12 protein-coding genes and 1 rRNA gene are annotated in these 12,269 nt (G+C 47.7%); 12 read left to right on the top strand and 1 reads right to left on the bottom strand.

All coding sequences use genetic code 11. The annotated features are described in order from the left end of the window. From rrf to pssA, 9 genes are all read left to right on the top strand, one after another. Positions 1–110 (top strand): 5S ribosomal RNA (gene rrf / locus AC0YNT_RS29535); the annotation flags it as partial. Positions 111–728: 618 nt separating this feature from the next. After that, entirely contained in the window at positions 729–1,190 is a 462-nt protein-coding gene (locus AC0YNT_RS29530; RefSeq protein WP_475807782.1) for a CtsR family transcriptional regulator, read from the top strand. A gap of 38 nt (positions 1,191–1,228) precedes the next feature. Then, complete coding sequence (locus tag AC0YNT_RS29525) at positions 1,229–1,753, top strand: UvrB/UvrC motif-containing protein (protein ID WP_167282799.1); 525 nt, start codon at positions 1,229–1,231, stop codon at positions 1,751–1,753. 22 nt (positions 1,754–1,775) lie between these two features. Continuing rightward, positions 1,776–2,855, top strand: coding sequence for a protein arginine kinase (locus tag AC0YNT_RS29520; RefSeq protein WP_441896828.1), 1,080 nt, complete (start codon positions 1,776–1,778; stop codon positions 2,853–2,855). 3 nt (positions 2,856–2,858) lie between these two features. Further along, positions 2,859–5,312 (top strand): ATP-dependent protease ATP-binding subunit ClpC, encoded by a 2,454-nt coding sequence (gene clpC / locus AC0YNT_RS29515; protein WP_475807781.1) that lies wholly within the window; start codon positions 2,859–2,861, stop codon positions 5,310–5,312. 171 nt (positions 5,313–5,483) lie between these two features. Next, positions 5,484–5,828, top strand: a complete 345-nt coding sequence (locus AC0YNT_RS29510) for an antibiotic biosynthesis monooxygenase (protein WP_475807780.1) — start codon at positions 5,484–5,486, stop codon at positions 5,826–5,828. A 178-nt stretch (positions 5,829–6,006) separates the two neighbouring features. Beyond that, the gene (gene radA / locus AC0YNT_RS29505) at positions 6,007–7,374 is read left to right on the top strand and encodes a DNA repair protein RadA (RefSeq protein ID WP_167282806.1); all 1,368 of its coding nucleotides are present in this window, start codon (positions 6,007–6,009) and stop codon (positions 7,372–7,374) included. A gap of 10 nt (positions 7,375–7,384) precedes the next feature. Beyond that, on the top strand, positions 7,385–8,461 hold the full coding sequence (gene disA / locus AC0YNT_RS29500; RefSeq protein WP_167282917.1) for a DNA integrity scanning diadenylate cyclase DisA: 1,077 nt from the start codon (positions 7,385–7,387) through the stop codon (positions 8,459–8,461). 87 nt (positions 8,462–8,548) lie between these two features. Then, positions 8,549–9,292: a CDP-diacylglycerol--serine O-phosphatidyltransferase gene (gene pssA / locus AC0YNT_RS29495; RefSeq protein ID WP_167282808.1), complete on the top strand. Its 744-nt coding sequence runs from the start codon at positions 8,549–8,551 to the stop codon at positions 9,290–9,292. A 95-nt stretch (positions 9,293–9,387) separates the two neighbouring features. Here pssA and AC0YNT_RS29490 read toward each other — a convergent pair whose 3' ends face one another. Next, positions 9,388–9,783 (bottom strand): nucleoside triphosphate pyrophosphohydrolase family protein, encoded by a 396-nt coding sequence (locus AC0YNT_RS29490; RefSeq protein WP_167282919.1) that lies wholly within the window; start codon positions 9,781–9,783, stop codon positions 9,388–9,390. A 147-nt stretch (positions 9,784–9,930) separates the two neighbouring features. Between AC0YNT_RS29490 and AC0YNT_RS29485 the strand changes: the two genes are divergently transcribed. From AC0YNT_RS29485 to ispF, 3 genes are read left to right on the top strand one after another with little or no spacing between them, the layout of a single operon-like run. Then, entirely contained in the window at positions 9,931–11,022 is a 1,092-nt protein-coding gene (locus AC0YNT_RS29485) for a PIN/TRAM domain-containing protein (protein WP_475807779.1), read from the top strand. Positions 11,023–11,066: 44 nt separating this feature from the next. After that, positions 11,067–11,774, top strand: a complete 708-nt coding sequence (ispD, locus tag AC0YNT_RS29480; protein ID WP_475807778.1) for a 2-C-methyl-D-erythritol 4-phosphate cytidylyltransferase — start codon at positions 11,067–11,069, stop codon at positions 11,772–11,774. Then, a complete protein-coding gene (ispF, locus tag AC0YNT_RS29475; RefSeq protein WP_475807777.1) occupies positions 11,774–12,262 on the top strand; it encodes a 2-C-methyl-D-erythritol 2,4-cyclodiphosphate synthase in 489 nt (162 codons plus the stop codon). Before ispD ends, ispF begins: the two co-directional genes overlap by 1 nt. Positions 12,263–12,269: the final 7 nt, after the last annotated feature.

The following is a 12,269-nucleotide window of genomic DNA, read 5'->3' as shown; positions in this document are numbered from 1 at the left end:
GCGATGGCGGAGGGGAACCACGCGTTCCCATACCGAACACGACCGTTAAGCCCTCCAGCGCCGATGGTACTTGGACCGCAGGGTCCTGGGAGAGTAGGACGTCGCCAAGCAGCGAGGGGCCTGTCGCATTACGCGGCAGGCTTTTTGTTTTGTCTTATCCACAGCACTTATCAACGATTCATCCACATCCCTAACAGCTGATCCCCACTAGGATTAAGCTGCTTTTTTGTTTTTCTATCCACATGTGAATAGTCACTCAATTTCAACTTATCTGCCGAATTATTTAATGATTGTGCATAAGTGCAAAATCTCTCATGTTAGCAGCACTGGGATAACTGAATAACCGGTGGATAGAAGCAGAACGTGATCAAATTCTATCCCCTTTTTATCCGCAGCCTGTTTACAAACACCTGATTTTTGTTGAATAACAGTTAAAGAAGCTTTCTTGGTTACACACCGTTTATACACAAGTGTGAGTAAACAGTGAGAAAATGCAGCTGCAGCTGAGTCTGACAAGGGTCTGCTGTGTATAAATAAGCTGAATCCGCACCATGATAGATAATGGCGATAGTATGAGTTTTAAATTATCAGAAAATTGAAATTCCATGTATTGACCTTTCCTGATTTTTGCGTATAATAAGGTTAAAGTCAAAGAAAGTCAAAGTCAGTTGGGGCAGCATTTTTCCACAAATGCATCCACAGCTCATGTCGCCAGGAGGTTGGTAAATTTGCGTAACATTTCCGATCTCATCGAGCAGTACTTGAAGCAAATGTTGCAGGAAAGCCCGGAAGGCGCTGTTGAAATTCAACGCAACGAACTGGCAGACAAGTTTTCCTGCGTTCCGTCGCAGATCAATTATGTAATCAGTACCCGATTCACATTGGAGAAGGGATACATGGTTGAGAGCAAGCGCGGCGGCGGCGGTTATATCCGTATTCAACGGGTAGATCTGCCGGCACTTAAGACGATTCAATTCCATATCCATCAGACGATTGGCGATTGTGTCGAACAAAGTGTAGCGGAGGGGCTTATTTATCAGCTGGAAGAGGCAAGGCTAATAACGAAACGTGAAGCGAACTTGCTTCGTGCGGCGGTTGATCGTGAGACAATTGCCGTTAAGCTGCCGCTTCGTGATGAGATTAGAGCCAGATTATTGCGCTCCATGCTGATAGCTTTATTAGCCAAATAAGCGCCTGAGAAGGTTACACCGGAAGGAGGGGATTCGGCTTGATTTGCCAAGAATGCGGCAAGAAGCCGGCAACGCTTCATTTTACGAAAATCGTGAACGGTGAAAAAACCGAATTTCACATCTGTGAATCCTGTGCAAGAGAACGTGGGGAAGGAATTCCCGGCGCTCCTAACGGGTTCTCCATTCACAGTCTGCTGTCGGGCCTTCTCGATTTCGATCCGAGTAGTTCCAGTGGCACGAACAGCGCCAAGCAACAGCAAATGATCCGTTGTGAAAATTGCGGATTAACGTATGCGCAATTCAGCAAGCTCGGCAGGTTTGGATGCAGCAATTGCTACCGCCAATTCGCCGACAAGTTAGATCCATTGCTGAAACGGGTACATGGTAATGCGGTACATGTAGGGAAGATTCCGAAACGTTCCGGTGGCCAAATTCAGTACAAGCGAGAGATTGAAAAGCTGCGGCGTGATTTGCAAAGTCGCATTGAACGAGAAGAATTTGAAAGCGCGGCTCATATTCGTGATCGAATCCGTGAGCTGGAGCGTAAAATAGTAGATCTGTAAGGCGCACGAAGGAGGGTTACTCTTGGCGAGTCGTCGTTTCTCACAACAAGCGTTAAGCGATTGGATGAAGGGAGATGGTCCAGACTCCGAAATCGTCATTAGCAGCCGAGTACGCATTGCGCGAAACTTAAGGCACTTTCCGTTTCCGATGCTTGCAACCAACCAGCAATCGATTGAAGTCATGAATCAGCTGACAGCTATTGGGCATTCCGATAAGCTGGATCCTATTGGCCGATTCGATACGATTGTTTTATCAGAGCTGAGCGAACTGGAAAGACGGGTATTGGTCGAAAAGCATTTGATTAGTCCCAATCTGGCTAATGAGTCACGCGGAGGGGCGGTTATCTTAAGCGAGAATGAATCGATTAGTATTATGATTAACGAAGAAGATCATCTTCGTATCCAATGTCTTTACCCGGGCTTTCAAGTCAAAGAGGCTTGGACACTGGCTAATCAGATCGATGATATTTTCGAGGAAGAAGCGAACTACGCTTTTGATGAACAAAGAGGTTATTTGACCACTTGTCCAACTAATGTAGGAACTGGAATACGCGCATCAGTAATGATGCATTTGCCGGCACTCGTGCTTACACAGCAAATTAACCGCATTTTATCGGCGGTTACGCAGGTTGGGCTCGCTGTCCGCGGGATGTATGGGGAAGGCAGCGAAGCGCTTGGCAATATATTTCAAATCTCGAACCAGATTACGCTTGGACAGTCCGAGAGCGAGATCATTGATAATTTGCATGGTGTAGCTAAGCAGATTATCGAGCATGAGAAGTCCGCTCGCCAACGGCTTTTATCCGAATCACGTATGCGGATCGAAGATCGGGTGAAACGGTCATTCGGCATCTTATCTTATGCGACGATTATGGATTCCAAGGAATCCGCGCAGCGGCTGTCCGATGTAAGGCTAGGTGTTGATCTGGGATTACTGGAACACATCACGTCACAATCATTAAATGAGTTAATTGTTATGACACAGCCGGGGTTCTTGCAGCAGACGTTCAACGAGAAGATGAGCGCTGAACAGCGGGATTACCGCAGGGCTGAATTAATCCGCATTCAATTGCGGGGTCAAACCGAGCATGGGGGTGCATGAAACATGATGTTTGGACGATTTACAGAGCGTGCGCAAAAGGTACTTGCCTTGGCGCAGGAGGAAGCGGTCCGTCTTGGTCACAATAATATTGGTACAGAGCATATTTTACTTGGCCTGATTCGCGAAGGGGAAGGTATTGCAGCGAAGGCATTAATCGGGCTTGGTCTTGGTCTTGAGAAAATTCAAGATGAAGTAGAAGCATTGATTGGTCGTGGGCAAGAGCAGCCAACGAATATTGCTTATACGCCGCGTGCGAAGAAAGTCATTGAGCTGTCAATGGATGAAGCAAGAAAGCTTGGCCATACGTATGTAGGTACAGAACATATCCTGCTTGGTCTGATTCGTGAAGGTGAAGGCGTAGCAGCTCGGGTTCTTAATAACCTCGGCATCAGCCTGAACAAAGCCCGTCAGCAAGTATTGCAGCTGCTTGGCAGCAGCGAAGCGGTATCTAGCAATCATGGTTCACCTTCGAATGTGAGCACACCAACGCTGGATGGATTAGCACGAGACCTGACGGCTTACGCACGAGAAGGTAATCTTGATCCGGTTATCGGCCGCAGCAAAGAAATTGAACGTGTTATTCAAGTGCTGAGCCGCCGTACGAAGAACAACCCGGTATTGATTGGTGAACCTGGTGTTGGTAAAACAGCAATCGCTGAAGGTCTCGCACAAAAAATCATCGCTAACGAGATCCCTGAAACGCTGCGTGACAAACGTGTCATGACGCTGGATATGGGCTCTGTAGTAGCCGGTACGAAATACCGCGGTGAGTTCGAAGACCGATTGAAAAAAATTATGGATGAGATCCGTCAAGCGGGTAACATCATCCTGTTCATTGATGAGCTGCATACGCTGATTGGTGCAGGCGGTGCAGAGGGCGCGATTGACGCCTCCAATATTTTGAAGCCTGCGCTTGCGCGTGGTGAACTGCAATGTATTGGTGCAACAACGCTGGATGAATATCGCAAGTACATTGAGAAGGATGCTGCTCTTGAGCGCCGCTTCCAACCAATTACCGTCGACCAGCCATCGCCGGAAGAAGCGATTCAAATTTTGCATGGTCTCCGTGACCGTTATGAAGCTCATCACCGGGTAAAAATTACGGACGAAGCAATCGTTCAAGCGGTGAAACTGTCTGACCGTTATATTACAGACCGGTTCCTGCCGGACAAAGCGATCGACCTGATCGACGAGGCGAGCTCGAAGGTAAGACTGAACTCCTATACAGTACCGCCTAACCTGAAACAGCTGGAGAACCGTCTGGATGATATCCGCAAGGAAAAAGACTCCGCGGTTCAAAGCCAAGAGTTCGAGAAGGCAGCTGCGCTTCGTGATACGGAGCAAAAGATCCGTGAAGAGCTCGATATTACGAAGAACCAATGGAAAGAGAAACAAGGCCGTACCGATTCCGAAGTTACGACAGAGGATATCGCACAGGTTGTAGCGAGCTGGACTGGTATTCCGGTTAGCAAGCTGGCAGAGGAAGAGACCGAGCGTCTGCTCAAAATGGAATCGATCCTTCATGACCGTGTTATCGGTCAAGACGAAGCGGTCAAATCCGTATCACGGGCTATTCGCAGAGCCCGTGCAGGTCTGAAAGATCCGAAGCGTCCAATCGGCTCGTTTATTTTCCTCGGCCCTACTGGTGTAGGTAAAACCGAACTGGCCCGCGCTCTTGCTGAAGCGATGTTTGGCGATGAGAATGCGGTAATCCGCATCGACATGTCGGAATATATGGAGAAGCATTCGACTTCCCGTCTCGTCGGGGCGCCTCCAGGTTATGTCGGCTATGAAGAAGGCGGTCAATTGACCGAGAAAGTACGCCGCAAACCATATTCCGTTGTCCTGCTTGATGAGATTGAGAAAGCCCATCCGGAAGTATTCAACATTCTGCTGCAAGTACTGGAAGATGGTCGTTTGACCGATTCCAAAGGCAGAGTAGTCGATTTCCGTAATACGCTGATCATCATGACGTCAAACGTAGGTGCGGATCAAATTAAACGTAATTCATCACTTGGCTTTACGGCTGTACACGATGCGGGCCGTGAATTCACTCAAATGAAAGACAAAGTAATGGCAGAGCTTAAGAAAAGCTTCCGTCCGGAGTTCCTGAACCGGATCGACGAATCGATTGTGTTCCATGCGCTGGAGCAAGAGCATATCGCTCAAATCGTAACGCTGATGTCCGACGAGCTTCGCAAACGGCTTCGTGAGCAAGAGGTTGATTTCAACCTCACAGATGCTGCGAAAGCTTTCCTGGCCAAAGAAGGCTTCGATCCACAATATGGTGCGCGTCCACTGCGTCGTGCAATCCAGAAGCATATCGAAGACCGGCTGTCTGAGGACTTGCTGCTCGGTAATATCCGTAAAGGTGATTCCTTCGTCATCGATGAGAAAGATGGCGGGTTGACAGTAACGAAAACAGAAGTTGCCTCCGAGGAGCCAGCTGCTAAATAAATAATTTGAGACCAAGGCTGTCCAGCAAGGGTAACACCTTTATCGGGCAGCCTTGGTTTTATTGTCTATTTGACAATGAGAATCATTATCGTATATGCTTGATATAACATAATTTTTTTAAGTTAAACGATGACTAATAGAAGTTGATTTTGGTTAGATGGAGGAATGATTATGATCGTCGTAACGAATACGATAAAAGTAAAAAAGGGCCATGGCGAGGAGGTTGCAGGACGTTTCCAAAAAACGAAAGGCGTTGATCAATCCCCAGGTTTTGTACGTATGGAGGTTATGTTGACGGAAGGGCTCATGGAGTACGATGAGCTGAAGGTGTGCACGACTTGGGAGGATAAAGCTTCCTTTGAGGCGTGGGTAAACAGTGATTCCTTCCGCCAGGCACATGCCCATCGAGGCAGCAAATCGGCTAGTCCGCAAGAGGGTGAAGGAGAACGCATTATGCTCGGTTCTCACCTAACTACCCACCACATCCTGGTATCCCGGGAAGCAGAAAAGGTATAATCTCTAATATTCTTCTTATAATAACTTCAACGAAAGCTTTCTCTATTCCACTCACGGAGCAGGGGAGGCTTTTTGCTATTGGTAACTAGTCCGTACATTAGTTCGTAAGAAGGGGTTTATACCCCACCGATAAAATGGTAAACTTTTAAATGGAAACGCTTGTTAAAAGGAGCCTTGTATGGCAAAGATAAAGTTGAAGTTTGTATGTACGGAATGTGGGACGGAATCGCCGAAATGGCTTGGCAAATGTCCAGGCTGCCAGTCTTGGAATACGATGGTGGAAGAAAAAGAGACCGTAATCAAGACACAAGGTGTTGGTCTTCGTGTGGCTCAGACGAAAGAAAAGCCGCAATCCATCATACATATAGAAAGTGGGCAGGAACCGCGTATTGAAACCACGTTGCAGGAGCTTAACCGCGTGCTGGGCGGAGGCGTTGTACCGGGCTCGCTGATTCTGGTAGGTGGTGATCCTGGTATCGGGAAATCAACGCTGCTCTTGCAAACTTCGCATGCCTTGGCATCAAAAGGGCTGAAGGTGCTGTATATTTCCGGGGAGGAATCCGTACGCCAGACGCGTCTTCGCGCTGACCGGCTTGGTGCTCTGACGGAATCACTATTTGTCCTTTGTGAGACAAATATGGAGCAGGTCAATGATGCGATCGATATGGTCCAGCCGGACTTTCTTGTCATTGACTCGATCCAAACGGTTTATGATCCTAGTGTCCAGTCGGCACCAGGCAGCGTCGCACAGGTTAGGGAATGTACAGCACATTTCATGCGCGTGGCCAAGATTAATGGCATTGCAACCGTACTTGTTGGGCATGTAACGAAGGAAGGCGCGATTGCAGGCCCTCGTTTGTTGGAGCATATGGTTGACTGTGTGCTTTATTTCGAAGGCGAACGCCATCATACATACCGGCTGCTTCGTGCGGTTAAGAACCGTTTCGGGTCCACTAACGAGATCGGCATTTTTGAAATGGGTGAAGATGGCTTACGTGAGGTACTCAATCCCTCAGAGCTGTTCTTGTCGGAGCGTCCGCTTGGTGTATCCGGCTCTACGGTTGTAGCCAGCATGGAAGGAACAAGGCCAGTGCTCGTTGAGCTTCAGGCTCTTGTCGCAGCAACAAATTTCCCGTCGCCGCGTCGGATGTCTACAGGGATCGATCATCACAGGATGGCCTTAATTATTGCAGTATTAGAAAAGCGGATCGGTATGTTTCTACAAACGCAGGATGCCTATTTGAATGTAGCGGGCGGCGTGAAGCTGGATGAGCCAGCTGTCGACTTAGCTGCTGCTGTATCGCTGGCATCAAGCTTTCGTGATGCACCGACTCGGCCTTATGATGTTATTTTCGGCGAGATCGGCTTAACAGGCGAAGTGCGCGCGGTGTCCCGTGCCGAGCAGCGGGTGAAGGAAGCAGAGAAGCTTGGCTTCAAGCGCGTCATTATGCCGGAGAAGAGCTTGAAAGGCTGGAAGACACCAGAGGGCATTGAGATTATCGGCGTGAGTACGGTAGCAGAAGCGCTGTCCGCAGCACTTGGATAGGGGGCAAATGATGAAGGAACAAAGTCAGCTAGAAATAATGAATCAGCTTTTGCAGTTAGTCGCACCAGGCACCCCGTTCCGTGATGGGCTTGATAATGTACTTCGAGCCAAAACGGGCGCGCTACTTGTTGTAGGGTATAGTCCCGAAGTGATGGAAGTCGTTGATGGAGGCTTCTCCATTAATTGTGATTTCTCGCCAAACTATTTGTATGAGCTTGCTAAGATGGACGGAGCGATTATCCTCAGTGAGGATATGAAGCGTATTTTGTACGCCAATACACAGCTTATCCCGAATAACTCGATATCTTCAATCGAGACCGGTATCCGCCATCGTACGGCGGAGCGGGTTGCGAAGCAGACAGGTAAGCTTGTCGTATCAATCTCGCAGCGCCGGAATATCATTACACTGTATCAGGGCAATCTGCGTTATTCACTGAAAGAAATGGGCGTTATCTTGACGAAGGCTAATCAAGCGATTCAGACGCTGGAGAAATATAAGGTCGTACTCAGCCAGTCCCTGACAAATTTGTCCGCTCTGGAATTCGAAGAGCTGGTCACTCTGCAGGAAGTGGCGCATGTTGTTCAGCGTGTTGAGATGGTGCTTCGGGTCAAAATGGAGATTAAGCGTTATGTAACGGAGCTTGGTACAGAAGGACGCCTGATCGCCATGCAGATGGATGAGCTTGTAAATGGTGTGGATGAAGATGCCTGGTACTTGCTTAAAGATTATGCGAAAGATAACTCGGATGATAAAATCCGTGAAATCCGGGTTGCACTTAAGAAATTAAGCGCTGAAGATTTACTCGATGCTCCTCCAATTATTCGCCTTCTGGGTTACACCCACACGGCAGCAATGGTAGAGGAAGCGGTATCTCCACGTGGTTTCAGACTGCTGAATAAGATTCCTCGTCTTCCATTAATTATTATGAATAACCTCATTGAACGGTTCGCTCGTCTGCCTCATATTTTGATGGCAACCATTGATGAGCTTGACGAAGTGGACGGAATTGGGGAGGTTCGGGCACGTGCTATTAAGGACGGCTTGAAACGGATCCAAGAGCAGATGTTCATTGACAGACAAATTTAAATCTCATACAATGGATGGAATGTGTACCGTATTACGATCATACATTAGTAAACGGTTTTAGGGCATAGTAGAGAAGAGGTGGAATAGATGATCACTAAGTCGATACCGAGCCTTCTCACGGTCGGGAACTTGTTCCTTGGAATAGCCGCCATCATTCTAGTGTTTAATGAAAAGCCGGAAACAGCTGCGATGATGGTTATTATTGCGATGCTGCTTGACGGTGTGGACGGCCGTGTAGCACGTGCACTGAATGTGCAAAGCGAGTTCGGCAAAGAGCTCGATTCATTATCCGATGTGATCTCGTTCGGCGTTGCGCCGGCTTTTATTATGTATGTTGTTGCCTTTCAGGAGCTTAACCCAGCCATTGCTTGGATTATAACCGCGTTGTTCCCAATCTGCGGCGCTTTGAGACTTGCCCGATTTAATGTTATACCCGGGAAACCAGGTTATTTCATCGGTCTTCCAATACCTGCTGCCGGAGGCGTGGTTTCTACACTTGCGCTGTTCCATGACGATATTACAGTTTCGGTTTTATTAGCGAGCACACTTGTGCTTTCCCTATTGATGGTTAGTACGATTAAATATCCTAATTTCAAAAAAATCGGTATTTCCAAGGGTGCCATTTGGGCGATTCCATTTGTAGTGGCGCTGGCAATTTTCCTTGGGATCCAATTTCCTGACCAATTATCAAAAATTATCTTTGTACCGATGTTGTTATATGCGCTTTATGGCTTAAAAAAAAACGTTGATAGCCGCCTGAAGAAACGTGTGCGTAAACGCCGCGCCCAAGAGGCTCAAGACGAAAACGTACAGTCGGAGACGATTGCTTAAAAGAGCCCCACATTTCGAACCGGTTAAATAAAAAGGAGCTGTACCCTATTCTCATCTTGACGAGATAAAGGGTACAGCTCCTTTTTTACTTCCATCTAAGTTAAGTTAAATAATCCGAGTGTTGAGCATTTGTCGTATTCTTTGGCGAGAACTTCGTCTAATTCAATATCAAGCAGATTGCACATCGCGGTCATGTAGAACAGATTGCGTCCGAGCTCGGATTTGAGAACGTCGCGGCATGATTCACATACATGGCCGGAAATGTGATTTTGAAGCGTAGATTTAGCACTCTCGAGATTAGGTTCATCTGAATACTCTTGCTTGCGTGCATTGAGCTCAATACAACCGCAATCCGTGACGGCCTTCGTAACTGCGCGGTTAACGGATGCACCGGACTGACCGAACTTGGACATGACATCAAGCAAACTACGATGTCTAAGTAATAATTCCGACACTTGCTGCTGGAATTGTTCCAGCGTAGGAGCGCTCATCGATTCCACCTCTTTCATCAGCTTCATCTGCTAAAACTGCTAATTCCATTATAAGCATACCTTGCCATCATTTCAAAATGAAAAATCATTCATGCCTAGGGTTAGCCCGTCCATTATTGGAACATAATTGTAATGGAGGTGGTATTTATGATGAGACGTATGATTCAGATCGTCGGACTATTATTTGGCGGTTTGGCAGGTTTAGAAGTGCAAGGGAAAACAAATGGCATGGAAAGCTGGTCGCAATCGTCGCTTGGTATTTGGCAGGGAACAAGTTTGTATTATTTCGCGATTGGGGCACTCTTTGGTCTTCTAGTGGCAACAATGGTAGCAGGTCGGCTTATTCGCTTTATGCAGCGTGGAGTCGAGCAAATGGCCGATATGCCAATGAGAGATCTAATGGCAGGGGGCGGAGGTCTTCTTGCAGGACTGCTCTTATCTGTATTACTGTATCCCGCAGTATCCAAAATCGGCGGTCCAGGCATGCTTATTCCAGCTGCGATGTCGCTCTTCTTCGGCTATTTGGGACTCAGAATTGGCTGGTATAAGAAGGACGAGCTGTTTGATGCAGCTTCTGCTATGTTGGAACAACGTAAGGCTCCACCAGCGGTGGATGAAACAAGTGGTTTTGAGGAACATAAAATTTTGGACACTAGTGTTATTATTGACGGCAGAATCGCGGACATTTGCAAGACTGGTTTTATTGAAGGCACGCTGGTCATACCAGAATTCGTGCTGGAGGAGCTGCAGCATATTGCGGATTCTTCCGATTTGCTTAAGCGTAACCGGGGGCGCCGCGGGCTCGATATTTTGAACAAAATTCAAAAGGAACTTGATGTACGAGTGCTGATCTACGAAGGAGACTTTGAAGAAATAAGCGAGGTGGACAGTAAATTGGTCAAACTGGCTAAAGTACTTAAAGGCAAGGTCGTCACGAATGATTTCAATTTGAATAAAGTTTGCGAGCTGCAAGGGGTATCGGTTCTTAATATTAATGACCTGGCAAATGCAGTGAAGCCTGTCGTCCTTCCCGGAGAAGAAATTATCGTACAAGTTATTAAGGACGGCAAAGAACATGGACAAGGTGTCGCCTACTTGGATGACGGCACGATGATCGTTGTCGAAGGCGGACGTGACTATATCGGCACTACGATGGAAGTGCTGGTCACGAGTGTTCTGCAAACCTCAGCTGGACGAATGATATTTGCAAAGCCGAAGCTGTTGGAAAAAGCGCTGTAACCTTGTATAGTAGGGAGTAGCTATTTTACAAGGAGACTTAAGCGATGAATGCACATTGGGGAGTGGTTATCGTTGCGGCCGGACGCGGTTCGCGAATGGGAACCAAAGAAAGCAAACAATATTTGCCGCTGCATGGAAAGCCGATTCTCGTCCATACTTTGGAGCTGTTCCAGTCGATGGACGAGATTACCGATATAGCGCTTGTTGTAGGCGCTGATGATGTTGAGCGCTGCAGCCTGCTGGTGCAGGAGTACAAGCTTGGGAAAGTTACGGCTGTTGTAGCAGGAGGAAACGAGCGTCAGCATTCGGTATTTGCCGGGATCAAGGCTTTGTCTCCGGATGCGAAATGGGTTATGGTACATGACGGCGTTCGGCCGCTTGTAACCCCTAAGGCGATACGTGCCTGCTGCGAAAGAGCGGAGCAAAGCGGGGCAGCTGTCCTTGCCGTGCCGGTAAAGGATACAATTAAACAGGTAGATGACACAGGTCTGATCATTTCAACCCCAGACCGCCGAAGCTTGTGGGCGATACAAACGCCGCAAGCTTTTCGTCGTGATTTGCTGACGGAAGCGCATCAGCACGCAAGAGATGAACAGTTCCTAGGGACGGATGATGCGATGGTGGTTGAACGGATGGGTGCACCTGTTGTTATTGCTGAAGGCGACTATACGAATATTAAGATTACAACGCCGGATGATCTGCCATGGGCAGAGTTATTGTTAGAGAAACGCAGGAGAGAGGAGCAGGAATAATGATTCGAGTAGGACAAGGCTTTGATGTACATCAGTTGGTGGAGGGGCGTCCATGTATTATAGGGGGTGTCACAATTCCTTATGAGAAAGGATTGCTTGGTCATTCTGATGCAGATGTACTGCTCCATGCCATTTCGGATGCTATTTTGGGAGCGCTGGGCTTAGGAGATATCGGTAAGCATTTCCCAGATACGGCTGCAGAATTTAAAGACGCTGACAGCCTGAAGCTGCTGGAGCAGGTATGGGCGCTTGCGAAGGAGCGGGGCTACAAGCTTGGCAATTGTGATTCCACGATTATTGCGCAACGTCCGAAGATGGCACCTTATATTCCGCAAATGGCTGAGATTATCGCGCGTGCGCTGGAAGCGGATGTCGAGCAAGTGAATGTCAAAGCAACAACAACTGAACAGCTCGGATTTACAGGCAGAGGCGAAGGAATTGCATCGCAGTCGGTTGTTTGCTTAATTAAGGATGGTATAATCAAGTAACAGTTTT

This window comes from Paenibacillus sp. J22R56 (assembly GCF_056269375.1).
This window is presented reverse-complemented; position numbering and strand designations above follow the sequence as displayed.

Excerpts from the sequence above, each read along its gene's own strand:
- clpC (WP_475807781.1), top strand. The coding sequence starts at position 2,859 with ATGATGTTTGGACGATTTACAGAGCGTGCGCAAAAGGTACTTGCCTTG.
- AC0YNT_RS29510 (WP_475807780.1), top strand. The coding sequence starts at position 5,484 with ATGATCGTCGTAACGAATACGATAAAAGTAAAAAAGGGCCATGGCGAG.
- radA (WP_167282806.1), top strand. The coding sequence starts at position 6,007 with ATGGCAAAGATAAAGTTGAAGTTTGTATGTACGGAATGTGGGACGGAA.
- disA (WP_167282917.1), top strand. The coding sequence starts at position 7,385 with ATGAAGGAACAAAGTCAGCTAGAAATAATGAATCAGCTTTTGCAGTTA.
- pssA (WP_167282808.1), top strand. The coding sequence starts at position 8,549 with ATGATCACTAAGTCGATACCGAGCCTTCTCACGGTCGGGAACTTGTTC.
- AC0YNT_RS29490 (WP_167282919.1), bottom strand. The coding sequence starts at position 9,783 with ATGAGCGCTCCTACGCTGGAACAATTCCAGCAGCAAGTGTCGGAATTA.
- AC0YNT_RS29485 (WP_475807779.1), top strand. The coding sequence starts at position 9,931 with ATGATGAGACGTATGATTCAGATCGTCGGACTATTATTTGGCGGTTTG.
- ispD (WP_475807778.1), top strand. The coding sequence starts at position 11,067 with ATGAATGCACATTGGGGAGTGGTTATCGTTGCGGCCGGACGCGGTTCG.
- ispF (WP_475807777.1), top strand. The coding sequence starts at position 11,774 with ATGATTCGAGTAGGACAAGGCTTTGATGTACATCAGTTGGTGGAGGGG.